Below are 23,709 nucleotides of genomic sequence, written 5' to 3'. Positions count from 1 at the left end.
GGTGCGGGGCGCCGGCCCGTGCGCGGCCTCAGGCGGCCAGGCACATCCCGTCGAACCGCCCGCCGGACGTGCCACGGGCCGGGCCCGCGCCGGTGTGCCGGGAGGTGAGGCGGACCAGCTCGCCCTGCGCGCGGGCGAGCAGGTCGCCCAGGCCCAGCCCGAGGGCGCCCGCCGCGGCGGCCAGCACTTCCGAGGACGCCTCCTTGCGGCCGCGCTCCACCTCCGAGAGGTAGGGCATGGAGATCCGGGCGGCCTCGGCGACCTCCTTGAGGGTGCGCTCCTGCTCCAGGCGTTCCCGCCGCAGGACGTCGCCGACCAGGTCGCGCCACAGGGGCTCTCGTACGGCGGGCGGCCTTCGCTCCGGGGGGACCGGCGCGGCGGGACGCGCTTCGGGTCGCTCGACCCGTGGGCGCAGCGGGATGACGCGGGCTTCGTTCGGCACGTGGCTGGTCACCTCCTCAGCCTAGGGTCCCGGCCGCGTCACGGAAGGGGGCGGCGTTCCGCCCTCAGGGAAATCACGGCCCGGGGAATCACGGCGAACTCCGGGGTGCCGGGCAGGGCCCGCCGGACTACCCTGGGAGAAACGGGGGCATGTGCCGTCGCGACCCGGGTACCCGCGTGCGGGAAAGCCTAGGGAGACGTCGAACCGTGACTTTCGTGGGAGAGGCAATGGAGACCGCCGTGGTCCGGCCGGAAGCTCAGGTGGCAGCACAGGCTGCCGGGACGAGGGGCGCCGTGGACCCCCGCACCGTGGCCCCGCGCGACGCGCGCCAGTTGTCCCGTCAGTTCTTCCGGCGTCTGGCGGAACTCGAAGAGGGCACGCAGGAGTACCAGTACGCGCGCAACACGCTGATCGAGATGAACATGTCGCTCGTGCGGTTCGCGGCGGGCCGCTTCCGCGGTCGCGGGGACGACATGGAGGACATCGTCCAGACCGGGATGATCGGCCTGATCAAGGCCATCGACCGGTTCGAGCTGTCCCGCGAGGTCGAGTTCACCTCGTTCGCGCTGCCGTACATCGTCGGCGAGATCAAGCGCTTCTTCCGGGACACCACCTGGGCGGTGCACGTACCGCGGCGGCTTCAGGAGCTGCGCGTGGAGCTGGCCCGGGCCCGCGAGGAGCTGTCCTCCCGCCTGGACCGCGAGCCCACCGTCGCCGAGCTCGCCACGCTGATGAACATCGGCGAGAGCGAGGTGATCGAGGGCCAGATCGCGTCCAACGGCTACAACTCCTCCTCGCTGGACGCCGCCCTGACCGGCGAAGGACCCGAGAACGGCGAGTCGGTCCTGGCGGACTTCATCGGAGTGGAGGAGGACGGGCTGCGGCTCGTCGAGGACTTCCACTCGCTGGCCCCCCTGATGGCCGAGCTGAGCGAGCGCGACCGGCAGATCATTCACCTGCGGTTCGTGGAGGAGGCGACCCAGGCGGAGATCGGTGAACGGCTGGGCTGCTCCCAGATGCACGTGTCCCGGCTGATCAAGCGGATCATCACCCGGCTGCGCGAGGGCATGCTGGGCGAACTCGGCTGCGCCTGAGCGCCGGCCCAGCGGCGGACGGCGGTGTCCTTCACTGCTCGGTGAGGGGCACCACGGCGCGTACGCGTTTGCCGACCGGGACGCGTTCGACGACGATCGACTCGACCAGGGCGTGCACGATCTCCAGACCGTGCCGGCCGACCCGCTCGGGGTCCCGGGGGAAGCGCTCCGGCACGGCGCCGCTGCTGTCGTACACGGTCACCGTCACCGAGCTGCCCGTGCCCTCCAGCTCCAGGATGTACGGCCCCCTGCTGTGCCGGTCGGCGTTGGTGACCAGCTCGCTCACCACCAGGAGCACCGCGCCGTCGGCCCGGGGGCCGATCGTGGCGCACCACTCGGTCCTCAGCTGGTCGAGGAAGAGCGAGGCGAAGGAACGCGCCTGCGCTATGCAACCCGGCTCACCGGAGTAGTGTGCCGCCCGCCTCAGCGGTTCAACGGGTACGTCGAAACCAGTCGGTATCACTGCCCCGTCCAGGTACTCGGTCATGCGTTTCTCTCTCGGAAGCCGGACTGGCCGGACGCTGCTGCACCTGTCCTCGTACCCCGGGCCGCGCATCGCAGTCCCCGTCTCTTCGCAGTGCGGGCATCGTCACAGTCGTGCGGGGAACCCGTGGGTGCGTCAGGGGTGTGTCAGGGGTCTGCGAGCGGTTGGGGAGAGGGTGTGCGATGAACGAACTGATGACCGCACGAAGCCTCACCACCCGGCCGGTGGTCACGCTCGGCGGCGATGCCGTCGCCCAGGTCAAGGACACCGTATGCGACGCCGCCGCGGCCCGGATCACCGGTTTCACCCTGACCGGACGTGGCCTGCTGTCCGGCCCCCTGCAGGAGGGCCTGCCGTGGTCGGCCGTGCACGCGCTCGGGCACGACGCGGTGATGATCCGGGACCGGCGGGGACTGGTGGCCGCGGCGGCGATGACGGCGCACCGGCAGAACCTGCGGTCGCGGCTGCTGGGGTCGAGGGTGGTGACCGAGGCGGGGGCGGAGATCGGCACGGTGCTGGACGTCGTGGTGGAGGGCGGCACCGGTGGGCGGGTCGTCGGCTTCCGGGTGGCGGCGAACCGGCGGTTCGTGCCGGGCCGCGCACGGCACCGGCGCCGGGTGTACGTGCCGCGCGGCGCGACGCTCACCGTCACCGGCCGGGCGCTGGTGCTTGCCGAGGAAGCGGTCGGGCACGTCGCGGACGACCTGCCCGGTTTCACCGCCCTGGTCGCCGGGGTGCCCGGCCGGTGGCGGGGGTCGCCGCCGTGATGCTGTTCACCGAGGTGCGCGGCCTGCCGGTGGTGCCGCCGGACGGGGCCGGGCCGCTCGGCGCCGTGACGTCCCTGACCGTCGACGTCGCCTCCGGGTCCGTCAGCCATCTCCGGTGGCGCGGCGGCCGGTTCGGCCGGGAGTCGGCGCTGGCCTGGGACGCGGTGCGCTCGGTGGGACCGGGCGCCGTCCGGGTCGGTTCCGCGGCCGCCGGCGATTCGGCGCCGCCCCACCACGACCTGCTGGGCCGCCGGATCCTCACAGACACGGGCACCGGGCTCGGCACGGTGCTGGACGTCGCGTTCGACACCCGCACCGCCCGTCTCCTCGCGCTGTTCACCACCCGCGGCGAACTGCCGCCCGACCGCCTGCTGGGCCTCGGCGACTACGCCCTGGTCGTGTGGGCGGGCTGAACGCCGACCGGTACGGGCACGGCCGGATGCCGCCGTCCGACGCGGACGGCCCTGTCGGCGGGCGGGCCCGGCGGAGGCTGCTTAGCGTGGCACCGTGAGTCCCCGACCCCCCGCAGTGCCTCCCGTACCTCCCACGCCCCCCATGCCCTCCGGACCGCCCGCGGCCGCCGGCCGGGCGGCCCGGCGCGGCTGGGCGCAGGCCCTGGGCACGGTGCTCGCCGGGCTGGTCGCCATGGGGGCCGTGGCCGCGCTCGGACTGTGGGCGGCCGGCGCCGCGGACCTGCCCGACAACGCCTTCCCGCGGGTCGTGGTCGCGACCGTCGTCACCGCCGTCGGGGGCGCGCTGGAGATGTCGGGCGACGCGGGCGACCTGGCGGCCACCGACGCGGGGCTGATCGTGATGCCGCTGTCCGTCACCCTCACCGGTGCGCTGGTGATCGGCCGGGGCTTCGTGCGGCCGCTGCGCCACCGGGCCGTGGGCGGCGCCGGGGAGCTGGCCGGCTGGGCCGGGCGGATCGCCGTGCTGTGGCTGCTGGCCCTCCTCGGGACGGCGTTCGCCGCGCGGCAGACCTTCGAGGTCTCGCTCGGGGAGGGGCTGCTGGAGGACCTCGGCGACCTGTTCGGCGTCAGCCCGACGGTCGGTTTCACCGCGGACGTGCCGCTGACCGTCCTGTTCGGACTGCTGTGGCTGGCGGGGGTGCTCGTCCTCGCGCTGCTGGTCTCGCACCGGACGCCGCTGCCCGGGCCGTTGCTGCGGCTGCGGACGTCGGCGGGACCGGCCGCGTACGCGATGGTCGCGCTGCTGCTCGCCTGCGTCGTCATCGGCGTGGTCGTCGCCCTGGTCGCCGCCGGGACGCGCGGCAGTCCCGCGGACACCTTCGCCGTGCTGCTGCTCGGGCTGCCGAACCTGGCCTGGCCCGCGCTCACCATCGGTCTCGGGGCGACCTGGAACGGCCGGGTGGAGGGGCCGTTCGGACTGCCGATGCCGCGGGTGCTCGACGAGGTGCTGCGCACGCCGGACGTCTCGACCGTGAACGTGGGCACGCTCGCCGAACGCGACGGGCGGATGTGGTGGCTCCTGGTCGCCGCGGCGGTCCTGGTCCTGGCGGCCGGATTCCTGATGGCCTCCCGTGCCCCGGCCCGGCGGCCGGCCTGGCTGCACGCCGTGCACCTGGCCGTCGCCCTGGCCCTCACGGTGCTCGTGATCGGCCTGGTCGCCCGGATCTCCGCCCACTACGGGCTGTCGGTGCTCGGCATCGGCGACCTGGGCGGCGGGCTGTCCGGGCAGGTGTTCCTGCGGCCGCGGCTGTGGGGCGCGGTGGGTCTCGCGCTGCTGTGGGGACTGGTCGCCGGGTTCCTGGGCGCGCTGCCGGCCCGGTGGGCGGGCGGTCGGCCCGGCCGGGTCCGGTCCTGAAGCGGCCGGTGCGGCGGACGGGAAGGTTCAGGCGACGGGGACGACCAGGAGCGGTGCGGCCCGCTGCATGCGCAGCGCGTCCACGGACTCGGCCATCAGCTCGTACTCGGTGGTCTCGTCACTGGTAGCGACCCGCACCAGGTGCCCCGCGGCCAACTCGTCGGCGACCAGCTCCTGTTGTACGTCGTCGGCGCACCAGGCGCGCAGCATGCGCGGCACGTCGGGCGCGTCGTCGGCGACGGGAGTCAGGGCGCCGCGCGGTAAGTGCGGGGTGTCGGGCTGCGGGTCCAGCCGCTCGGCGATCCACGATGCCCGGTCGCGCAGCCACCACAGCGCCAGGGCGAGGGTGGGGGCCCGGTAGGTGCCCAGCGGGACACCGATGCGCCGGCCGTCACAGACACCGTAGGCGGTGACATGGCACAGGAACTCGTCGTGCACTGCTGCCCTCCCCGTCACGCCCGCCTGCCGGTCGGGCGGCGCGTCCGTGCGGCTCGTGTGCTGTGCGTGAGGGCACTGTCGCATGGTGTGAAAGGCCCTAGTGGTGAGTATGTTCACTACTGAACCACTGTCACCATGAATTTCCGGCCAGTCTCCTGGCATATTCGCGGCGCCGGTTGGCCGAAATGCCGCGCCGATGCCGCACCACGGCTGGGTGCGAGCCGGGGCGGGGCCGCACACACGTCGGTTCCGGAGGCGCGGTCCGCCTCCGGAATCGCCGTGCACGCCCCGCCGGGGCCGGCCTCTAGCCCTGGACGATCTTGTCGATGCGGGCCAGCTCGTCGGAGTCGAAGTCGAGGTTCCCGACGGCCGCGACGCTGTCCTCCAGCTGCCGCGGGCTGCTCGCGCCGACCAGGGCGGAGGTCACCCTGCCCTGCCGCAGCACCCAGGCCAGGGCCAGCTGGGCGAGTGTCTGGCCGCGCGACCCGGCGATCTCGTCGAGGGCGCGCAGCCTGCCGACCAGTTCCTCGGTGACGGCGTCGGAGTTGAGGAAGGGGCTGTCGCTCGCGGCCCGCGAGTCCTCCGGGATGCCGTTGAGGTAGCGGCCGGTCAGCAGGCCCTGCTCCAGCGGGGAGTAGGCGATGGAGCCGACCTGCAGCTCGTCGAGGGCGTCCAGCAGTCCGCCGGCCTCGGGGCGCCGGTCGAGCATCGAGTAGCGCGGCTGGTGGATCAGCAGCGGGGTGCCCAGCTCGGCGAGGATGCGGGCGGCCTCACGGGTCTGCTCGGGCGAGTAGTTGGAGACGCCGACGTACAGCGCCTTGCCCTGCTGCACCGCCGTGTGCAGCGCGCCCATCGTCTCCTCCAGCGGAGTCTGGGGGTCCGGGCGGTGCGAGTAGAAGATGTCGACGTAGTCCAGGCCCATGCGCTCCAGGCTCTGGTCGAGCGAGGACAGCAGGTACTTGCGCGAGCCCCACTCGCCGTACGGTCCGGGCCACATCAGGTAGCCGGCCTTGGTGGAGATCACCAGCTCGTCGCGGTACGGCGCGAAGTCGGCCTTCAGGGCCGCTCCGAGCGCGGACTCGGCGGAGCCGGGCGGCGGGCCGTAGTTGTTGGCGAGGTCGAAGTGGGTGACGCCGAGGTCGAAGGCGCGGCGCAGGATGGCGCGCTGGGTCTCGACGGGGCGGTCGGGGCCGAAGTTGTGCCACAGGCCGAGCGAGAGCGCGGGGAGCTTCAGGCCGCTGCGTCCGGTGCGCCGGTAGGGCATCTGCGCATAGCGGTCGGGGTGTGCGGTGTACAACGCGACTCCAGAGGGGTTGGCCCCCGAGGTACGGGGCTTGGGCGGGACCGCCCTCCACTCTCCCGTGACCTGCGGGCAGTGGTCCAACAGAAGAATCCGATGGGATTGCGCGGTTACGCTTCTCAATCATGGAACTGCGTCATCTCCAGCACTTCGTGGCGGTCGCCGAGGACCAGCACTTCACCCGCGCGGCGGAACGGCTGCTGGTGTCCCAGTCCGGCCTGTCGGCGTCGATCCGGGCCCTGGAGCGGGAGCTGCGGGCGCCGCTGTTCGTGCGCACGACCCGCCGGGTGACGCTGACGGAGGCGGGACGGGCGCTGCTGGGCGAGGCGCAGCGCATCCTGGCCCAGGTGCGGTCGGCGCACGAGGCGGTCGCCGCGGTGCAGGGGGTGCTGCGCGGGACGCTGTCGCTGGGTGCCGAGCAGTGCATCGCCGGGGTGCCGGTGGCGGGGTTGCTGGCGGCGTTCCGGCGGCGCCACCCGGACGTGGAGATCCGGCTGCGGCAGGCGGGCTCCGGGGAGCTGGCGGAGGAGGTCGCGGCGGGCCGGCTCGACCTGGCCTTCGCCTACCGCACCCAGGCGGACACGGACCAGCTGCGTTCGGTGGCGCTGGCGGGCGAGCCGATGACCGTGCTGTGCCATCCGGGCCACCGGCTCGCGGCGGACGGCGCGGTGCTCACCCCGCACGACCTCGCCGACGAGGTCTTCGTCGACTTCCACCCGGACTGGGGTCCGCGCCGCGTGACCGACGCCGTCTTCGCCGCGGCGGGCGTGCGGCGGACGGTGCCGCTGGAGGTGAACGACGTGCACGGGCTGCTGGACCTGATCGACGAGGACCTCGGCATCGCGGTCGTGCCGCGGCACTTCCGGCACAAGCGCGCCGCTCTGACCTCGCTGCCCCTCAAGGACGCGGGCGGCACGGAGTACGAGACCATCGCGCTGCTCCCGCCCGCGCAGGCCACCAGTCCGGCGGCGCGGGCGCTGATGGAGCTGCTGGAGACGGGCAGCGCCGGAAGGGGAAGCGGGTGAACGGGGGGCGCGGGCGGTCGGACTGCGCGATGGTGGACGTATGCATGCGAAGGACATCCTCATCGAGGGCTACGGCCGCATCCAGCAAGAAGTCCACGCCGCCGTCGAGGGCCTGGACCCCGACGGCCTGAACGCCCGCCCCGCCCCCGGTGCCAACTCCGTCGCCTGGCTCCTCTGGCACCTCACCCGCGTCCAGGACGACCACGTCGCCGACGCCTTCGGCCTCGACCAGGTGTGGCTCACCGGGGAGTGGGACAAGCGCTTCGGCCTGGGCCTGCCCCGCCGGGACACCGGGTACGGCCACGGGTCCGCCGAGGTCGCGAAGGTGCGGGTCGACTCGGCCGAGCTGCTGACCGGCTACTACGACGCCGTGCACGAGCAGACGCTCACGGCCCTGCGCTCGCTGACCGCGAAGGACCTGGAGCGGGTCGTCGACGACGCCTGGGACCCGCCGGTCACGCTCGCCGTGCGGCTGGTCAGCGTCCTGTCCGACGACCTCCAGCACGTCGGACAGGCCGCTTATGTGCGCGGGCTGGTTCAGAGCGCGGAGGCGTAGCCCGGCAGGACCACGTCCTCGATGAGGGCGTTGCGCTCGTCGAAGGGGACGAAGGCGCTCTTGAGGGCGTTCACCGTGACCGTGCGCAGGTCCTCGATGCCCCAGCCCGCCTGTTCGACCAGCAGGGACATCTCGCGGGTCATCGTCGTGCCCGAGACCAGGCGGTTGTCGGTGTTGAGGGTGACGCGGAAGCCCAGGTCCTTCAGCGCGGTGATGGGGTGCTCGGCGATCGAGGTGGCGGCGCCGGTCTGGAGGTTGGAGGTCGGGCACATCTCCAGGGCGATGCGGCGGTCGCGCACCCAGGCGGCGAGCCGCCCGAGCTTGCCGGCCGCGAGGTCGGGGATGTCGTCGGTGATGCGCACGCCGTGGCCGATGCGCTGGGCGCCGCACACCTGGAGGGCCTGGTGGATGCTGGGCAGCCCGTGCGCCTCGCCCGCGTGGATGGTGAAGGGGACGTTCTCGCGGCGCAGGTGCTCGAAGGCGTCGAGGTGGTCGGCGGGCGGGAAGCCGTCCTCGGCGCCGGCGATGTCGAAGCCGACGACTCCGGCGTCCCGGAAGGCGACCGCGAGGTCGGCGGTCTCCCGGGTGCGGTCGAACATCCGCATCCCGCACAGCAGGGTGCCCACCCGGACCGGGGTGCCCGCGGCGGCCGCCTTGGCCATGCCGGCCGCCAGCCCCTCCTGGACGGTCTCGACGACCTCGGCGAGCCTCAGCCCGCCGGCGGTCATCAGCTCGGGGGCGTAGCGGACCTCGCCGTAGACGACGCCGTCGGCGGCGAGGTCCAGGACGTACTCCTCGGCGGTGCGCAGCAGGCCCTCGCGGTTCTGCATCACGGCGAGGGTGTGCTCGAAGGTGGCGATGTAGCGCACCAGGTCCCCGGAGTTGGCGGCCTCGTAGTACCAGGCGGCCAGTTCCCCGGGGTCGGTGGTGGGCAGGGTGTGGCCGACGCTCTCCGCCAGTTCCACGACGGTCTCCGGTCGCAGGCCGCCGTCGAGGTGGTCGTGCAGGACCGCCTTGGGGAGGCGGCGGAGGGTCTCGGTGTCCAGAGAGGTTTCTATGCGCGTAGATGACATGTGCGGTGGTTCCTCGGCGGGTCGGTGGGCGAAGGGCGGGGACGTCTCAGTCGGCGGGCGGGGACGGCTCAGCCAGCGGGCTGGAGCAGGTCCCAGCGGTTGCCGTAGAGGTCCTGGAAGACGGCGACCGAGCCGTAGGGCTCGTGCCGGGGCTCCTCCAGGAAGGTCACGCCGGCGGCCGCCATCCGGGCGTGGTCGCGGGCGAAGTCGTCGGTGTGCAGGAAGAACCCGACGCGTCCGCCCGTCTGGTCGCCGACGCGGGCCCGCTGCCGCTCGCCCTTGGCCCGGGCCAGCAGCAGCGCGGTGCCGCCGCCTGCCGCGCCGGGCTCGACGACCACCCAGCGGGAGCCGTCGGGCCGGGCGGAGTCCTCGGCGAGGCGGAAGCCGAGGGCCTCGGTGTAGAAGCGGATCGCCTCGTCGTAGTCGTCGACGACGAGGGCGACCAGGGCGATGTGCGGCATCGGGACCTTTCGGGACGGACGATTGACGGGAGAGGTTATACGTAAAACCCCTTGGACGCCAGTCGCCGGTCCTAAGCCTCGGGCCCGAGGGGCGGGACCGCCCCGGGCCCGAGGCGCGGGCGCGGCCCGCCCCCTACCGTCACGGCCATGACGAACACCGCACCGCCGCGCGATTCCGGCCGGCGTCGACAGGACGTACTCGACCGCCTGGAGGGCGAACTGGACATCTGGGTGGCCACGGCGGACGCCGCGGGCGTGCCGTGCCTGGTCCCGCTGTGGTTCGTGTGGCACGAGGAGTCGGTCTGGCTGTGCACGCGGCTCACCAACCCGACCGGCCGCAACCTGCGCGGCGGCGGCCGGGTCCGGCTGGCTTTCGGGCACACCCGCAACGTCGTGCTCATCGACGGTGAGGCGGAGACGTTCGGACTGCGGGAGGCACCCGCGGCGGCGGAGGCGTTCACCGCGAAGACCGGCTGGGACCCACGCGGGGACAGCGTCTCGTACGCCTGGTTCCGGGTGCGGCCGATCGCGGTCCAGGCGTGGCACGAGGAGCGCGAACTGACGGGGCGCCACATCATGCGGGACGGCGCCTGGACCGGGTAGCGCGCGCAGCAGGTCCGGGCGTCGTCGAGCCGCGCGGGCTCCTCGTCGGCCTCCGGCGATGCGCGCTGTCGACGAGTCCGTCGGCGCTGCGCAGGGCGGAGCGCCAGAAGGCGGCACTGCCCGCCGGCCGCGTCCGGCCGAGGCCGACGCGACCGACGGGCAGGTCGCCGAGGTGCCGGGGGCCGGCGCACTCCGCGGTGATCGTTTCCGAGGTCACCGGCGGAGTTCCGCACCCCCGGGAGGCGTCAGCAGTACAGGTTCCCGCCCGGCGAGACACCGAGGATCTGGCTGAACTGCTGGTACTTGGTGACCCGGCTCTGAACCTGGGCGGGGTTCTTGCCGTCGCACTCCAGCGAGCCGTTGATGGAGCGGATGGTCTGGCCGAAGCCGGCGCCGTTGACCATGGCGTTGTGCGGGGTCATGGTGCCCGGCCCGGACTGGGTGTTCCAGTACCACAGGCCGGTCTTCCAGGCCACGGCCGCGTCGTTCTGCACCAGCCAGGGGTTGCCCAGCAGATCGATGCCGAGCGCGTCGCCCGCGGCCTTGTAGTTGAAGTTCCAGCTGAGCTGGATCGGTCCGCGGCCGTAGTAGGCGGCCTGGCCGGCCGGGCAGCCGTAGGGCTGGCTCCAGTCGCAGTAGTGGGGGTAGTTGGCGGTGTTCTGCTCGACGATGTGCACGAGGCCGCCGGTCTCGTGGCTGACGTTGGCGAGGAAGGCCGCGGCCTCCTGCTTCTTGGTGGTGTCGCTGCCGGTGTTGGCGAAGCCGGGGTAGGCGCTGAGCGCGGCGGTGAGGCCGCTGTAGGTGTAGAAGGAATTCCGGCCCGGGAACATCTGGTTGAACTGGGCCTCGCTGACCACGAAGTTGCCGACCGGCGTCTGCGAACCGCCGTCACAGGCGTACGGCTCCCAGTACCAGGTGCTGATGAGCGGGTCGTAGCCCGGGTTGGCGTGCTCGGCGATGTAGGCCTTGCCGTCGGTGTAGCGGACGATGTCGCCGGTGTTGTAGTTCGCACCGGCCGACCAGGCGGGGTAGCTCGAACACGCGGCGGCGGAAGCCTCGCCCGCGGGCATGAGCAACGGCACTGCGCCCGCGAGGGCGAGAGCGGTCACCACGGCGGATATACGGCGCCTCGACACAGGTTGTCTCCTTCTGCGGAGCACGGCCGCTCCCGTACGAGGGCAGGGTGGAGCGGAACCTCGTGCGCACGTGCCGGTCGGACCGGCCACGGCGTGGGGGCGGCCGTGGAGGGGGGTGTGGGGCACACTCAACCGCCTTGGTCTGTACCAGTCAAGGGTGTAGACCAATCCAATTCGACACCTCGGCCCCGGCCTTGCCGCGGCGCGGGTTCAGCAGCGGTCGACCGCCGGATCCCGGGCCGCCCACCACTACACATAGGGGCGAAATAAGAGCAGAATGCTCTTATGCGGCGCTACCGCACACCGCACCAGAAGCGGTCGGCCCTGCAAGTCAAAGGAGACGACTCATGGCCAACGTCTCGCACTCCCGAGGTGACATCACCAGCCACCCGGACGCACCGGAAATGCAGGCACGCTACGCACGCGTGCTCGGTGGTCGCGACGTGGCACTCGTGGACGGGCCGGTGTTCCTGCTCGGCCTCTACTGTGCCGTGTCCCCGTGGATACTCCACTTCACCACCAGCCAGCCCTCACTCGTGGCCCACAACCTGATCGTGGGCATCGCCATCGGTCTGCTGGCCCTCGGATTCACCCGCGCCCCGGAACGCATGTACGGCCTCAGCTGGGCCATGTGCGCGATCGGAGTCTGGATGATCATCTCGCCCTGGATCGTCGGCACGAGCCCGGACGCCGGTGTCATCTGGAACAACATCGTCATCGGCGCCCTGGCCCTGGTTCTGGGCATGGTCTGCGCCGGTACGGCGGCGCGGAGCGCTCCACGCAGGCCCTAGCCGCACCGGAAGGAAACAGCACGGGCCGGTCCCGCACCCGCGGGCCGGCCCGTCGCCGTGCCGCCTGCCCCGTCGCCCGTGCCGCACGTCCCCCGTCGCGCGTGCCGCCGCGGGACCGGCGGACTGCACCCGCCCGCAGCGGGCAGACGCACTGCAACGGGGTCCTGACGAAACAAAGGGGTGGAGATGGAGATCGACGGCATCATCAGCGCCATCGTCATCGGCGTCGTCATCGGTGTGCTGGGCCGGCTGGTCGTCCCGGGCCGGCAGCGCATCGGCGTCCTGTGGACGATCCTCGTCGGCATCGTGGCCGCGCTCGTCGGATCGTGGATCGCGTCGGCGTTCGACGTGGCCGACACGGACGGCGTCGACTGGGTCGAGTGGCTCATCCAGATCGGCCTGGCCGCGGTCGGTGTGGCCGCACTGGACCGGTCCCGGTCACGTCCGCGCCGCTGAGGGCCTGACCGTCACCGGCTGCGGAGCCACGCCTCGTACCAGGTGACGGTCGCGTCCACGGTGTCCGCGAGCGGTGCCGGAGCCACCCCGAAGAACCGCTCGAAGGCACCGGAGTCCATGATCTGCGGCTCCGTGTGCTGGTAGAACATCTCCTCGTACTCGGCCATCATCCGCTCGTCGAAGGGGCCGAAGGCGCGGGGCCGTTCCAGTACGACGACGTTCAGCGGCTTGCCCACCCGCTTCTCGATCATCGCGTGGATCTCGCGCGTACTCAGGGCCGGCGCGGTCGGCAGGTGCCAGACGCGGCCGTCGCCGTCGGGACGTTCGCCGAGGGTGGCGAGACCGGCCGCCACGTCCTCGATGCCGGTGTAGCTGTGCGGCAGGTCGATGTCGCCCATCGCCACCACGTCCCCGCCGGTGAGCGCGCCGGGGAAGACGGCGGCACCCAGGGACGAGTTGAGGACACCGGGACCGACGAAGTCGGCGCTGCGGCCGAGGACCGCACGGACCCGGCCGGACCGGTGGGCGGCCAGGTAGCGCTCGTCCAGTTCGGCGCGCATCCGACCCTTGCGGCTGGTCGCGTTCCAGGGGCTGTCCTCGGTCATCACCGCTCCCCCGGTCTCGCCGTACGGGTAAAGCGTGTCGAGCACGACCAGCCGGGCACCGCTCGCCTCGACGGCGGCCAGGACGGCCTCCTGGACCCGGGGCATCACCTCGACCTGGAGGTGGTAGGCGACGTTGACGCAATGGTGGACGACGGCGGCGTCCCGTATGGCGGCGCGGGCGCCCTCGGCGGTGCTCACGTCGGCGGCGACGCGCTCGACACCCTCGATCACGGGACCGGCTCCCTTGCGGTCCACCAGGCGGACGGGGTGACCCCTGCGCACCAGCTCACGGGCGAGCGCGGTGCCGGCGGGGCCGGATCCCAGGACGACGTGCGGGGCGGGCTGCTGCGGACTCGCGGTGGACATGGCGCTCCTCGTATCTCGCAATGACGATGACTTTTCGCTCTCATTAGAAACTATAACGCGTGCGATAGCCAGCACTGCGGTGAGCCGGGGAGTCTTAGGGTGGGCGGGAAGGGTCACGTCACGAGGAGGTCGGTACGCCATGGTCGTGAAGGACACGGAACTGCCGCACCTGCGCCGTTGTGTGGAGCTGGCGGCCGAGGCGCTGGAGGCGGGCGACGAGCCGTTCGGCTCGGTGCTGGTGGGCGGGGACGGCACGGTGCTGGCCGAGGATCGCAACCGGGTGGCCTCCGGCGACCGGACCCGTCACCCGGAGTTCGAGCTGGCGCGCTGGTCCGCCGCCCGGCTGACCCCCGAGGCACGGACGGCGGCCACGGTGTACACATCGGGCGAGCACTGCCCGATGTGCGCCGCCGCGCATGCGTGGGTGGGCCTGGGGCGCATCGTGTACGTCGCCTCGTCGGAGCAACTGGGGGCGTGGCTGACGGAGTTGGGCGTCCCGGAGCCGCCGGTCCGGCCGCTCCCGGTGCGGGAGGTGGCGCCCGGCGTGGCGGTCGAGGGCCCGGTGCCGCAGCTCACGGAGGAGATCCGGGCGCTGCACCGGCGCTTCCACGCGGGGCGCGACTGACCCGGGGCACCCGTCGGGGGGAGGTGGCGGACGGATGCCCCGGCCGCGGTCAGCCCTCGGCGCCCGGACGGAAGCGCCGGTAGAGGGCCGCTCCGCCCAGCACGAATGCGGCGCCGCCCGCGAGGGTGGGCACCATGTGGTCCGCCCCTGTGTGGGCGAGAGACACCTCTTCCCGGGGCGAGGTGGTGTGCGGGGACGGTTCGGGCCGGGCGCGCTCCTCCTCGGGGGCGGACGGCTCCGGCCGCGCCGGGGGCCGTGCGGGCTCCGGGTGGTGGTCGCCGGAGTCGTTGGCCGACTCGTTGCCGACGGCCGGGTTGCCGACGCCGACCACGTTGACGCTGTTGCCGCTGACGTTCACCGGGAGGTGCACCGGCAGCTGCACCCCGTTGCCGGAGAGCACGCCGGGCGAATCCTTTCCGCTCCCCTCGGCGACCGCGCCGCCGGACGACACCCCGGGCGCGCTGCCGGACGTACCGCCCGCGGCGCCCGTCTCCTGGTGGGACGCCCCCGCGCCGGACGCCTCCGCCGCTTCGGTGTTCGCGCAGCTGTTGCCCGCGGCCGGGTTGAGGAGCCCCGCCACGTTCACGGTGTTGCCGCACACGTTGACCGGCACGTCCACCGGGAGCTGGACGGTGTTGCCGGAGATCAGCCCGGGCGAACCGGCCGCGGACCCGTCGGCACCGGCACCGTCGGACGCGAACGCCGCGCACGCGGGCATCGTCACGGCCAGCGCGCCCGAGGCGGCGACGGCGAACACACCGTTTCGGGTAACCCTTCTCATGCGGTTCCCTGCCTTCCAGACATGGTCGCGGGCACTCGCCCGCACCGGTTAAAACGCGGGCGCACCATCCGAGTTATGGCTTATCGGCCTTTCACCCCATCGAGTGGGCCGTTCATCGAACAAATGCTGCGCCGTCCGGTGCGCCGTCGCCCGGAGGCGGCGCCGGGGAAGCCCGCTTATGGTGAGCGAGGGCGCCGAACACCGGTCCGCGACGGGGCGTCCCGGGAGGCATCGATGCAGGCCAAGCTGGATTCTCGGCCCTCGGTCCGGCGCTGCGCGGTCACCGGAGCGCTCGGGCTGGCCCTGCTGGGTGCGGGTCTGCCCGCGGCGAACGGCGCGACCACCACTGCCGCCACCACCGCGACCGCTACCGCTGACGCGCGGGACGCCGGTGCCGGCATGTCCCGGTTCTACGACCAGAAGGTCGCGTGGTCGGCGTGCGAGGGCACGGACATGCCGAAGGACCTGCAGTGCGGCAAGGTCACCGTCCCCCTCGACTACGCGCGGCCCGAGGGGCGGACCCTGGACGTGGCCCTGGCCCGGTACCGCGCGACCGGCGACTCGCGCGGGTCGGTCCTGCTGAACTTCGGCGGGCCAGGCGGTTCCGGAGTCAGTGAACTCGCCGCGGGAGGCAAGGAGTTCATGCACCTCACCAACGGCTACGACGTGGTGACCTTCGACCCCCGCGGCGTCGGCCGCTCCTCCCCGGTGTCCTGCGGACCGGCCACCCTGGAGATCATGGACGCGACGGACGGGGACGGGGGGCTGACCGACCCCGAGGAGGTGCTGAAGCGGCTGCGGGACGCGGCGGCCGAGTGCGCCGAGCACTCCGGTCCCGTGCTGCCCCACATAGGCACCGTCGACGCCGCCCGCGACATGGAGGTGATGCGCCGGGCGCTCGGCGACGACCGGCTCAACTACCTGGGTTTCTCCTACGGGACCCGGCTCGGGGCGGTGTACGCGGCCCGGTTCCCGGACAAGGTCGGCCGGATGGTCCTGGACGGGGTGGACACGCTGACGGAACCGCTGGCCGAGCAGGGGCTGGCCGGGGCGCGGGGGCAGCAGACCGCACTGGAGAACTTCCTCGACTGGTGCGTCGAGGACATCGCCTGCCCGTTCGGCCAGGACGCCCGCGCCGCCCGTGACCAGGTCGAGCGCCTGGTGGCCTCCCTCGACTCCGACCCGGTGCCGTCGGCCTTCGGCGAGCCCTTCACCGGGCAGGACATGGTCGGCGCGATCGGTCAGGCCCTGTACAGCCGGGAGCTGTGGCCGTCGCTGGAGCGGGCGATCGGGCAGTTGGTCGAGCAGGGCGACAGCGGCGGCCTGGAGGGCTTCTCGTCGGGCGGCGTCACCTTCCCGGTCCGTGAGCAGACCGGCGAGCAGGCCGGTGAGCAGGGCGCGGGACCGGTTCGTCAGCCGGTGCGCGGGGACAAGGGGGCCGGCCTCACCGACGAGGAGGACGTCCCCATGGACAACCTCCCGGCCGCCCTGATGGCGATCAACTGCGCGGACGACCCCGACCGCCCCACCGCCGCCCAGGTCACCGCATCCCTCGGCCGGCTGCGCGCCCGCTACGAGGAGGCCTCGCCGGTCTTCGGCCGGTACCGCCTCACACAGGTGCTCATGTGCTACGGCCGTCCCAAGGGCACGGACTACATCCGGGAGGACGTCAAGGACCTCGACACCGCGAGGATGCTCCTGGTCGGCACCCGCGGCGACCCCGCCACGCCGTACCGCTGGACGACCGAGACGGCCGACCGGCTCGGCCCCTCCGCCGTGGTGCTGGACAACCGGGGCGAGGGACACACCGGCTACGCGTCCTCCGAGTGCGTGCACCGCAAGGTCGACGACTTCCTGTTGTACGGCTCCCTGCCGCCCGACGGCAGCTCCTGCGGCTCCGAGGCCGCCGGCACCGGGCCCCACTGAGCGGGCGTTCTGCTCCGAATGCCCGATACGCCCGTGAGGCCTATCGTGCTGACATGGAGCACGATCTGAGTCCCGCCACCCTCGCCGAACTGCGGCGCCCCCGCCCGTATCCGGCCGTGTCCGTGCTGACCCCCACGCACCGCCGCGAGCCGGACAACGCCCAGGACCGCGTCCGGCTGCGCAACGCGGTCGCCGCGGCCAAGAAGCAGCTGGAGGAGGACCCGGCGGTCAGCCGCGACCGGCGCACCGAGGTGTCCCGCGAACTCGACCGGGCGCTGGCCGAGATCGACCTGACGTACGCCGAGGACGGTCTGGCGATCTTCGCCGCGCCCGGGGAGCACCAGGTCTGGACACTGAGCCGTTCCGTGCCCGAGCGTGTGGTCCTCTCGGACACCTTCCTGACCCGCAACCTCGTCGCCGCGCAGGCGGCCGAGCGGCCGTTCTGGGTGCTGTCGGTCGCCGCCGACCGCGTCAAGCTGTGGAGCGGCGGCGCGGACCGGGTCGTGGAGGAACACCTCGGCGGCTTCCCGCTGGACCGGCCCGCGGAGGACTTCGACCCCGAGCGCCAGGAACGGATCGGTGACGCGCCGAGCACCTTCCGCGACGAGGGCACCCGCAGGTTCCTGCGGGACGCCGACGCCGCGATGGGCAGGGTGCTGCGCGCGCATCCCCGGCCGCTGTACGTCACCGGTCCCGAGCCGGCGCTGTCCCTCTTCGACGAGGCGGGCGCGCTGGCCGCGGACGCGGTGCTCGTCCCGCACGGCGGGCTCGCGCACGGCACCGCCGAGGCGGTGTGGCAGGCGGTGCGTCCGGTGCTGGAGGACGAGGCCCGCGGGCAGGTCGAGGCGGTGGCCAGGGAGCTGGACGCGGCCCGCGGCCGCAAGGACTTCGCGGCCGGGGTGGACGAGCTGTGGGAGAGCGCCCACACGGGCCGCGTCCGGCTGCTGGCCGTCGAGGAGCACTTCAAGGTGACGATGCGCGACGACGGCGAGCACCTGCTCCCGGCAGCCGACGGCGACCTCGACGCCCGCGAGGACATCGTGGACGAGATCGTCGAGCAGTGCCTGGAGACCGGCGCCGACGTCCGCTTCGTGCCGGACGGCGCGCTCGGGGACGCGGACGGCATCGCGGGGGTGCTGCGGTACTGACGCCCGCCGCCGCACCCGGGGCGGCGCTCCCCTCCCGTGGCCTTGACGCACGTGAAAGCCTGTTCGCCGTACACGTACCCGCTGCCCGCGGGTGCGCGGCCGACGGCGAAGGAGCGGGCACGGCGTGAGCGGACTTCTGGGTGTGGCGGTCCTGGGTGCGGGACACATGGGTGCCGACCACATACGACGCCTCGACCAGGTGGTGAGCGGCGCCCGGGTCGCCGCGGTCGCGGACCCCGACAGCGAGCGGGCGAAGGAGGCCGTGGGCGGAATCGGCGGGGTCGTGGTGCACACGGAGGCCGAGGCCGCCCTGGACGCGCCGGGCGTCGAGGCCGTCCTGATCGCCTCGCCCGGCGAGGCGCACGAGAGGGCCCTGCTGGCCGCCTTCGCGCGGGGGCTGACGGTGCTGTGCGAGAAGCCCATGGTGCCGGACTCCGCGGGCGCCCTGCGGGTGGTGGAGGCGGAGGCGCGCCTCGGCAGGAGGCTGGCGCAGGTCGGGTTCATGCGGCGGTACGACACCGAGTACCAGCGGCTGAAGTCCCTGCTGGACGACGGACGCCTCGGCCGGCCGCTGATGCTGCACTGTGTGCACCGCAACGTCTCCTCCCCGCCGCACTTCACCTCGGCGATGCTGGTCAACAGCTCCGTCTCGCACGAGATCGACGCGGCCCGCTGGCTGCTCGGCCAGGAGCTGAGCGCGGTCACCGTGCTGCGGCCGCGGCCGTCGGCCGGTGCGCCCGAGGGCCTGCTCGATCCGCAGTTCGTGCTCCTGGAGACCAAGGGCGGCGTCGTGGTGGACGTGGAGATCTTCGTCAACTGCGGCTTCGGCTACGAGGTGCGCTGCGAGGCCGTCTGCGAGGCGGGCAGCGCCCGGATCGGCGCGGCGCACACCATGGTGGTGACGGCCGCGGGCGGCGCGCGGGAGGACGTGCCGCAGGACTACCTCGTACGCTTCGCGGACGCCTACGACCGCGAGGTGCAGAGCTGGGTGGACGCCACCCGTCGGGGCCGGGTCACCGGGCCGGGCACCTGGGACGGGTACGCGGCCGCCGCGGCCGCCGAGGCCGGGGTGCGGGCCCTGGAGACGGGCGCGCGCACGCCCGTCGAACTGGCGCCCCGCCCGGCCCTCCACGACCCGGCGTAGAACAGGAATCCGACGAACACCAGAGCGACGACACCCTTGGCTCTCGAACCCCGCCAAGTCCCGTAGGCAGCCTACGACTTGCCCCGATCCCCCGGTACGCCGAACGCGTATCCGAGTCGCTCCGGGGAGACTGTGGCATATGCCGGAAGCACCACCGTATCGTGTGTTGCCGAATCCCTTACGAGGCATGGCGGGCTGTGCAACAGTCGTAACGGTCCTTCCGTCAGCCTCGGTTCCCCCTTGGTCGTACCGTCAGCACATCGGAGTGCGTCATGTCGTCCCATCTCTCCGCGGACCACCCGGCCGCCCAGCCCCCGGGACCCGGTTCGGTCGAGGCGCTCATATCGCAGGCCCGGCGGCTGCGGGGCGACGTGGACGCGGTGCGGCGCGACAGCCAGGACGACGCGACGGACCCCCGGGGACGCTGGCAGCGCGCCCTGTACGATCTGGCGCTGCACCAACTCACCGACCTCGACGCCCACTTGGCGCAGCTGCGGGACGGCCCCGCACCCGCGCCCCGCGCCGGTTCCCTGCTCAGCCGGGTCGGCAGCGCGGAGTGGAACCTGCTGACGGACGAGGCCGAGTGGTCCGGGGAACTCTTCCGCATCCTGGGCCGCGACCCCGCCTCGGTCCCCCTCAGCCTCGACGAATTCCCGTCCCTGGTGCTCACCGAGGACCGGCCCAAGCTGACCGCGATGGTCACGGACTGCCTCGTCGACGGCCGGCCCATCGACGGCGAGTTCCGCGTGGTGCGTCCCGACGGGACCGTGCGCACCGTGCACATGATGGGCGAGCCCGTCCTCGACACCGACGGCAGCACGGCCTCGATGTGGACGGTGCTGCGGGACGTCAGCGAACTGCGGCGCAGCCAGCGGGCGGTGAGCGAGACCCGTGACTCGCTCCGGCGTCCTCCGCCACCGCCCTGGCACGGTCTGCTGCGGTTCCCGGAGGAGGGGCGGCCCGGCCTGGACCTGGCCGCCGCACACCTGCCGCCCGCCTCCGCGACGGGCCCGCGGTCCCGGTACGGCGGGTGGTACGACGCCTGTCCGCTCGGCACCGGCGACGAAACCCTGCTCAGCGTCGGCGAGTTCGGCCACCCGGAGACCGAGGCCCACGGCCCGGGGGTGCTGATCGGCGCCCTGCGCGGCCTGGCGCTGGCCGGCACCCGGCCCGAGCGGCTCGGGGACCGGCTCGCCGAACTGCTCCGGGCCACCGCCCTGCCGCCGGTGCGCGGCGCCGTGTACTGCGGCTACCGACCGGACAGCCGCATGCTGACCTGGGCCCACGCCGCAGGCCCCGCCCCGCTGCTCTTCCGCGGCGGAACGGGGCGTGGGCCGGCCGGACCGGACGGACCGTCCGGGCAGGCCGAGGCGATCCTCGAAGCGGGCGACCTGCTGCTCCTGCACACCGGGACACTCGAACCGGCGGCCGTGGAGCACCTCCTGGCGCTGGCCCCCCGGCTGGCCGGGGCGCACTGCGCACAGGACGCCGTACGGATCGTGACACGCGAACTCGACGGGTCTCCGGGCTTCGAGCACGCCTGCGTGCTGGTGGCCCGGGTGACGCGGTGAGACCCGCGGGAGTCCCGCGCGAGACGCGCCGGCTCCTACGCGGGCGCGACTGTGCCGCCCGGTTCCTTCCCCTTGGGTGACCTGCCCTTGGGCAGCGCCTGCTTGATCTCCTCCCGCAGCTCCTGGATCTTCGGGTACCCGGCGTACTCGGCGGTGAGCCGGTACATCTGGCGCAGCCGGTCCCAGGTCCGCTGGGAGGAGTTGGACCCCATCGACACCAGGGCCAGGCGCGCGTACCGGTCCGCCTGTTCGGGGTCGTCGGCGATGAAGCAGGCGGAGGCCATCGACAGATAGTCGAAGATCTTCGACCGCTGCCGGCCGTCGATCCTGAGGGCCAGGGCCTTGTCCGCGTAGTGCTGGGCGTGCGCGGCGGCGCCCGGTTCGAACTCGGCGAGCGTCCGGTAGGCCAGGGCCTGCATGCCGTACAGGTCCTCCTCCTTGAACGTCTGCATCCAGTCCGGGGGCGGCACGTCCGCCTTGTCGGAGACGAAGAGGTCCTCGGCCCGTCCCAGGGTGCGGCGCATCGCCTGGCCCTTGCCCATGGACGCCTGTGCCCAGGCCTCGATGGTGTAGAGCATGGCCTTGGTGCGCGGCAGTACCCGCTCGCCGGAGCCGGACTGGGCGAGCTTCATGAGGTCCAGCGCCTCGTCGGGCTTGCCCAGGTGCACCATCTGGCGGGCCGCCCGGGACAGGGCCTCGCCCGCCCGGGGCCGGTCGCCGCCCTCGCGCGCGGCGTGCGCGGCGATGACGAAGTACTTCTGTGCCGTGGGTTCCAGGCCGACGTCGTGGGACATCCAGCCCGCGAGGACGGCGAGGTTGGCGGCGACGCCCCACAGGCGCCGCTGGAGGTGGGGTGGGTGGTGGTAGGCGAGCATGCCGCCCACCTCGTTGAGCTGGCCCACCACGGCCTTGCGCTGGAGACCGCCGCCGCGGGCGGCGTCCCAGGCGCGGAACACCTCGACCGAGCGCTCCAGCTCCTCCACTTCCTGCGACCCGATGGGGGCGGCCTCGTAGCGGTCGAACCCGGCGGGGTCGGCGTGCAGGGGTGAGTGGGGGTCGGGGGCGTCGGCCGCCAGGGCCGGGTCGGTGTGCAGCCAGTCGTGCATGGCGCTGCTGAGTGCGGAGCCCGCGGCGAGCGCGGCGCCCGCGCCCACCAAGCCGCGTCGGTTGAGCATGAGGTCCATTCCCGTGAATTCGGTGAGGACCGCCGCGGTCCGCTCGGGCGCCCACGGCACTCCGTCGGGATGCTCTTCACTCCCGCCGGACGGCCGTTTCCCCGCGCGCCCGTGCCGGACCAGACCGAGGTCCTCGATGGTCACGACACGGCCGAGACGCTCGGTGAACAGGGCCGCCAGCACTCTCGGCACCGGATCGCGCGGGATCTCTCCCATGTCGATCCACCGCCGCACCCGCGAGGTGTCGGTCGCCAGCTGGGGGTGGCCCATGGCCGCCGCCTGCCGGTTGACCAGCCTCGCGAGTTCGCCCTTGGACCAGCCGGCCAGGCCGAACAGGTCCGAAAGACGGGTGTTGGGTTCTCCGCTCACGTCAAGCCCCCAGGTTCTCGGCTGAGTTGACAGTAGCCCCGTGCGGGTTGCCGGGCGACTATTCGCCACCGTTCGCCAGGGTGCGCCAGATGGTGTGCCACGGGCGGCCGGGTGTCAGGTAGGAATGCGCCACCCCGACCCGGTCGCCGTGGGGGTACTCCCCAGGGTGGCCCCGGGCGGCCGGTCGGGCGGCGCGACGACTTTCGGAAGACCTGCCCTCCGGCAGCGAACGGACTGGACCGGATCGGCACTTCTTCAGGCAGGCACAGCAGGCACACGAAGGGATCTGTCTCGCCCATGTACGCAGCATCGTCCTCCGTGTCCGCCCCGCAGCGCTCGCTGCACCCCCGCCCGACGGCGGGCGGCGGCCCCTACCTCGCCCCCGCGCGTCCGGCGGCCCCGGTGCTCGGGGCCAGGGCGCGGCTCGGCGCGGGGCCCGGCACCCAGCCGCTCAGCGGGAGAATCGACCTGTCCGGCCCCCAGGGGGCCCAACTGCGCACGGCGATCGCCGCCGTGCACCGGATCTGCCCCGAGTTCTCCCCCGTGCAGGTGCTGCGGCGCAGCGGGCGGTCCGTGCTCCTGGTCGGCACCACCGGGCGCAGCACGGCGGTGGCCAAGTGCTTAGTGGACCACTCCCCCGCGTGGGCGGAACGCAGCCGGCACGAGATAGGGGCATACCGCTCGTTCGTCCGGCAGCGCCCCCCGGTGCGGGTGCCGAGACTGATCGCGGCGGACCCGGACAACGGCACGCTGGTCATCGAGCGGATGCCCGGACGGGTGGCGGCGCTGCAACGGCACCCGCTGGAGGCCCCGCCGCGGGCGGACATCAGGGCGGCACTCGGCGCGGTCTGCCGGCTCAACGCCTGGCGGCCGCCGGCCGGCACCTTCGACGCCCCGCTGGACTACGCGGCCCGCATCTCCCGCTACCACGAGCTGGGGCTGCTCACCGACCGGGACCTGGGCGACCTGCAGAAGCTGCTGCACGGCATCGCCCACGCGGGCGGCCGCCAGGGCATGGGCCAGTTCTGTCACGGTGACGCGCTGCTGTCCAACGTCCTCATGTCCCCGGCCGGTCCGGTGCTGGTGGACTGGGAGCACGCGGGCTGGTACCTGCCGGGCTACGACCTGGCGACGCTGTGGGCGGTCCTCGGGGACGCCCCGGTGGCCCGCCGCCAGATCAGCCAGATCGCCCAGTCGACGGGCACGGCGGCGCGCGACGCCTTCCTGGTGAACCTGATGCTCGTGCTGACCAGGGAGATCCGTACGTACGAGACGGCCGTGCAGCGTTCGATGCACGACACGGTCGCGGCACCGTCGGCACCGTCGGCTCCGGCCCATCCGGGTGCCGCGCCGACCGGCGAGGAGCAGCGGCTGCTGCTGCGCCGGCTGCACGACGACTGCCAGCTGGCCCGGCGGGCCGTTCGGGCGGCGGTCGGCACGCGCTGACGGCAGGGCCGCCTGGCAGACGACGGACCGCGGTGCGCCACCCCCAACGGGGGGCGCACCGCGGTTTTCGCGTCTGCGCCACTCGGGTGTGCGCGAGGGC

General features: G+C 73.2%; 25 protein-coding genes. 15 read left to right on the top strand and 10 right to left on the bottom strand.

All coding sequences use genetic code 11. From position 1 onward, the window contains the following. Positions 1-28: 28 nt before the first annotated feature. Positions 29-454 (bottom strand): helix-turn-helix domain-containing protein, encoded by a 426-nt coding sequence (locus K7854_RS14475; protein WP_226026877.1) that lies wholly within the window; start codon positions 452-454, stop codon positions 29-31. Positions 455-669: 215 nt separating this feature from the next. Here K7854_RS14475 and K7854_RS14470 point away from each other — a divergent pair, with 215 nt between their 5' ends. Further along, complete coding sequence (locus K7854_RS14470) at positions 670-1,536, top strand: RNA polymerase sigma factor SigF (protein ID WP_226026896.1); 867 nt, start codon at positions 670-672, stop codon at positions 1,534-1,536. A gap of 31 nt (positions 1,537-1,567) precedes the next feature. Here the strand turns inward: K7854_RS14470 and K7854_RS14465 are convergent, their stop codons facing one another. Next, positions 1,568-2,023, bottom strand: a complete 456-nt coding sequence (locus K7854_RS14465; RefSeq protein WP_226026876.1) for an ATP-binding protein — start codon at positions 2,021-2,023, stop codon at positions 1,568-1,570. A gap of 179 nt (positions 2,024-2,202) precedes the next feature. Here K7854_RS14465 and K7854_RS14460 point away from each other — a divergent pair, with 179 nt between their 5' ends. From K7854_RS14460 to K7854_RS14450, 3 genes are all read left to right on the top strand, one after another. Next, positions 2,203-2,787, top strand: coding sequence for a PRC-barrel domain-containing protein (locus K7854_RS14460; RefSeq protein WP_226026875.1), 585 nt, complete (start codon positions 2,203-2,205; stop codon positions 2,785-2,787). Continuing rightward, the gene (locus K7854_RS14455) at positions 2,784-3,200 is read left to right on the top strand and encodes a PRC-barrel domain-containing protein (RefSeq protein WP_226026895.1); all 417 of its coding nucleotides are present in this window, start codon (positions 2,784-2,786) and stop codon (positions 3,198-3,200) included. Before K7854_RS14460 ends, K7854_RS14455 begins: the two co-directional genes overlap by 4 nt. Before the next feature lie 142 nt (positions 3,201-3,342). After that, positions 3,343-4,614, top strand: a complete 1,272-nt coding sequence (locus K7854_RS14450) for a streptophobe family protein (RefSeq protein ID WP_226026874.1) — start codon at positions 3,343-3,345, stop codon at positions 4,612-4,614. 27 nt (positions 4,615-4,641) lie between these two features. On the opposite strand, the gene K7854_RS14445 is transcribed toward K7854_RS14450, so the two are convergent. Then, a complete protein-coding gene (locus K7854_RS14445; RefSeq protein ID WP_076973003.1) occupies positions 4,642-5,052 on the bottom strand; it encodes a hypothetical protein in 411 nt (136 codons plus the stop codon). A gap of 304 nt (positions 5,053-5,356) precedes the next feature. Then, on the bottom strand, positions 5,357-6,349 hold the full coding sequence (mgrA, locus tag K7854_RS14440) for an L-glyceraldehyde 3-phosphate reductase (protein WP_226026873.1): 993 nt from the start codon (positions 6,347-6,349) through the stop codon (positions 5,357-5,359). 128 nt (positions 6,350-6,477) lie between these two features. Here mgrA and K7854_RS14435 point away from each other — a divergent pair, with 128 nt between their 5' ends. Together K7854_RS14435 and K7854_RS14430 are read left to right on the top strand one after the other, a co-directional pair. Then, positions 6,478-7,377 (top strand): LysR family transcriptional regulator, encoded by a 900-nt coding sequence (locus K7854_RS14435; protein ID WP_226026872.1) that lies wholly within the window; start codon positions 6,478-6,480, stop codon positions 7,375-7,377. Positions 7,378-7,417: 40 nt separating this feature from the next. Next, entirely contained in the window at positions 7,418-7,933 is a 516-nt protein-coding gene (locus tag K7854_RS14430; RefSeq protein WP_226026871.1) for a mycothiol transferase, read from the top strand. On the opposite strand, the gene K7854_RS14425 is transcribed toward K7854_RS14430, so the two are convergent. Both K7854_RS14425 and K7854_RS14420 read right to left on the bottom strand, forming a co-directional pair. Next, on the bottom strand, positions 7,915-9,006 hold the full coding sequence (locus tag K7854_RS14425; RefSeq protein ID WP_226026870.1) for an adenosine deaminase: 1,092 nt from the start codon (positions 9,004-9,006) through the stop codon (positions 7,915-7,917). The two genes, K7854_RS14430 and K7854_RS14425, sit on opposite strands and share 19 nt — an antisense overlap. 68 nt (positions 9,007-9,074) lie before the next feature. Next, positions 9,075-9,467, bottom strand: coding sequence for a VOC family protein (locus K7854_RS14420; RefSeq protein WP_226026869.1), 393 nt, complete (start codon positions 9,465-9,467; stop codon positions 9,075-9,077). 147 nt (positions 9,468-9,614) lie between these two features. Here K7854_RS14420 and K7854_RS14415 point away from each other — a divergent pair, with 147 nt between their 5' ends. Further along, entirely contained in the window at positions 9,615-10,070 is a 456-nt protein-coding gene (locus K7854_RS14415; protein WP_226026868.1) for a pyridoxamine 5'-phosphate oxidase family protein, read from the top strand. Between the two features lie 245 nt (positions 10,071-10,315). On the opposite strand, the gene K7854_RS14410 is transcribed toward K7854_RS14415, so the two are convergent. Further along, positions 10,316-11,206, bottom strand: a complete 891-nt coding sequence (locus K7854_RS14410) for a glycoside hydrolase family 19 protein (protein ID WP_226026867.1) — start codon at positions 11,204-11,206, stop codon at positions 10,316-10,318. A 347-nt stretch (positions 11,207-11,553) separates the two neighbouring features. Between K7854_RS14410 and K7854_RS14405 the strand changes: the two genes are divergently transcribed. Continuing rightward, positions 11,554-11,997 carry an SPW repeat protein gene (locus tag K7854_RS14405; RefSeq protein WP_052837273.1) on the top strand — a complete coding sequence of 148 codons (444 nt, stop codon included), beginning with the start codon at positions 11,554-11,556 and terminating at the stop codon, positions 11,995-11,997. Positions 11,998-12,183: 186 nt separating this feature from the next. Further along, positions 12,184-12,453, top strand: a complete 270-nt coding sequence (locus K7854_RS14400; RefSeq protein ID WP_226026866.1) for a GlsB/YeaQ/YmgE family stress response membrane protein — start codon at positions 12,184-12,186, stop codon at positions 12,451-12,453. 11 nt (positions 12,454-12,464) lie between these two features. Here the strand turns inward: K7854_RS14400 and K7854_RS14395 are convergent, their stop codons facing one another. Further along, positions 12,465-13,424: an SDR family oxidoreductase gene (locus K7854_RS14395; protein WP_226026865.1), complete on the bottom strand. Its 960-nt coding sequence runs from the start codon at positions 13,422-13,424 to the stop codon at positions 12,465-12,467. A gap of 139 nt (positions 13,425-13,563) precedes the next feature. On the opposite strand from K7854_RS14395, the gene K7854_RS14390 reads away from it, so the two are divergent. Then, entirely contained in the window at positions 13,564-14,049 is a 486-nt protein-coding gene (locus K7854_RS14390) for a nucleoside deaminase (protein WP_226026864.1), read from the top strand. Positions 14,050-14,098: 49 nt separating this feature from the next. Here the strand turns inward: K7854_RS14390 and K7854_RS14385 are convergent, their stop codons facing one another. Beyond that, positions 14,099-14,830 carry a chaplin gene (locus tag K7854_RS14385; protein ID WP_226026863.1) on the bottom strand — a complete coding sequence of 244 codons (732 nt, stop codon included), beginning with the start codon at positions 14,828-14,830 and terminating at the stop codon, positions 14,099-14,101. A gap of 234 nt (positions 14,831-15,064) precedes the next feature. Between K7854_RS14385 and K7854_RS14380 the strand changes: the two genes are divergently transcribed. The 4 genes from K7854_RS14380 to K7854_RS14365 all read left to right on the top strand — a co-directional run bounded on the left by K7854_RS14380 (position 15,065) and on the right by K7854_RS14365 (position 20,619). Next, entirely contained in the window at positions 15,065-16,756 is a 1,692-nt protein-coding gene (locus K7854_RS14380; protein ID WP_226026862.1) for an alpha/beta hydrolase, read from the top strand. 53 nt (positions 16,757-16,809) lie between these two features. Continuing rightward, positions 16,810-17,904: a baeRF3 domain-containing protein gene (locus K7854_RS14375; RefSeq protein WP_226026861.1), complete on the top strand. Its 1,095-nt coding sequence runs from the start codon at positions 16,810-16,812 to the stop codon at positions 17,902-17,904. Positions 17,905-18,028: 124 nt separating this feature from the next. Beyond that, positions 18,029-19,048, top strand: coding sequence for a Gfo/Idh/MocA family protein (locus K7854_RS14370; RefSeq protein ID WP_226026860.1), 1,020 nt, complete (start codon positions 18,029-18,031; stop codon positions 19,046-19,048). Positions 19,049-19,320: 272 nt separating this feature from the next. After that, a complete protein-coding gene (locus K7854_RS14365) occupies positions 19,321-20,619 on the top strand; it encodes a PAS domain-containing protein (protein ID WP_226026859.1) in 1,299 nt (432 codons plus the stop codon). A 35-nt stretch (positions 20,620-20,654) separates the two neighbouring features. Here K7854_RS14365 and K7854_RS14360 read toward each other — a convergent pair whose 3' ends face one another. Then, on the bottom strand, positions 20,655-22,163 hold the full coding sequence (locus K7854_RS14360; protein WP_226026858.1) for a DNA-binding protein NsdB: 1,509 nt from the start codon (positions 22,161-22,163) through the stop codon (positions 20,655-20,657). Between the two features lie 297 nt (positions 22,164-22,460). On the opposite strand from K7854_RS14360, the gene K7854_RS14355 reads away from it, so the two are divergent. Next, on the top strand, positions 22,461-23,609 hold the full coding sequence (locus K7854_RS14355; RefSeq protein WP_226026857.1) for an aminoglycoside phosphotransferase family protein: 1,149 nt from the start codon (positions 22,461-22,463) through the stop codon (positions 23,607-23,609). The last annotated feature ends 100 nt before the right edge of the window (positions 23,610-23,709 follow it).

It is taken from the genome of Streptomyces hyderabadensis, assembly GCF_020404845.1.
GTDB lineage: Bacteria > Actinomycetota > Actinomycetes > Streptomycetales > Streptomycetaceae > Streptomyces > Streptomyces hyderabadensis.
The sequence above is the reverse complement of the archived record's forward strand: the minus strand, read 5'-3'. Positions and strand labels throughout refer to the sequence as shown.

Bases quoted from the DNA above. Each gene is read 5' to 3' on its own strand.
- K7854_RS14450 (WP_226026874.1), top strand. From the start codon at position 3,343: ATGCCCTCCGGACCGCCCGCGGCCGCCGGCCGGGCGGCCCGGCGCGGC.
- K7854_RS14435 (WP_226026872.1), top strand. From the start codon at position 6,478: ATGGAACTGCGTCATCTCCAGCACTTCGTGGCGGTCGCCGAGGACCAG.
- K7854_RS14460 (WP_226026875.1), top strand. From the start codon at position 2,203: ATGAACGAACTGATGACCGCACGAAGCCTCACCACCCGGCCGGTGGTC.
- K7854_RS14405 (WP_052837273.1), top strand. From the start codon at position 11,554: ATGGCCAACGTCTCGCACTCCCGAGGTGACATCACCAGCCACCCGGAC.
- K7854_RS14470 (WP_226026896.1), top strand. From the start codon at position 670: ATGGAGACCGCCGTGGTCCGGCCGGAAGCTCAGGTGGCAGCACAGGCT.
- K7854_RS14375 (WP_226026861.1), top strand. From the start codon at position 16,810: ATGGAGCACGATCTGAGTCCCGCCACCCTCGCCGAACTGCGGCGCCCC.
- K7854_RS14385 (WP_226026863.1), bottom strand. From the start codon at position 14,830: ATGAGAAGGGTTACCCGAAACGGTGTGTTCGCCGTCGCCGCCTCGGGC.
- K7854_RS14415 (WP_226026868.1), top strand. From the start codon at position 9,615: ATGACGAACACCGCACCGCCGCGCGATTCCGGCCGGCGTCGACAGGAC.
- K7854_RS14425 (WP_226026870.1), bottom strand. From the start codon at position 9,006: ATGTCATCTACGCGCATAGAAACCTCTCTGGACACCGAGACCCTCCGC.
- K7854_RS14420 (WP_226026869.1), bottom strand. From the start codon at position 9,467: ATGCCGCACATCGCCCTGGTCGCCCTCGTCGTCGACGACTACGACGAG.
- K7854_RS14430 (WP_226026871.1), top strand. From the start codon at position 7,418: ATGCATGCGAAGGACATCCTCATCGAGGGCTACGGCCGCATCCAGCAA.
- K7854_RS14390 (WP_226026864.1), top strand. From the start codon at position 13,564: ATGGTCGTGAAGGACACGGAACTGCCGCACCTGCGCCGTTGTGTGGAG.
- K7854_RS14355 (WP_226026857.1), top strand. From the start codon at position 22,461: ATGTACGCAGCATCGTCCTCCGTGTCCGCCCCGCAGCGCTCGCTGCAC.
- K7854_RS14395 (WP_226026865.1), bottom strand. From the start codon at position 13,424: ATGTCCACCGCGAGTCCGCAGCAGCCCGCCCCGCACGTCGTCCTGGGA.
- K7854_RS14365 (WP_226026859.1), top strand. From the start codon at position 19,321: ATGTCGTCCCATCTCTCCGCGGACCACCCGGCCGCCCAGCCCCCGGGA.
- K7854_RS14465 (WP_226026876.1), bottom strand. From the start codon at position 2,023: ATGACCGAGTACCTGGACGGGGCAGTGATACCGACTGGTTTCGACGTA.
- K7854_RS14380 (WP_226026862.1), top strand. From the start codon at position 15,065: ATGCAGGCCAAGCTGGATTCTCGGCCCTCGGTCCGGCGCTGCGCGGTC.
- K7854_RS14400 (WP_226026866.1), top strand. From the start codon at position 12,184: ATGGAGATCGACGGCATCATCAGCGCCATCGTCATCGGCGTCGTCATC.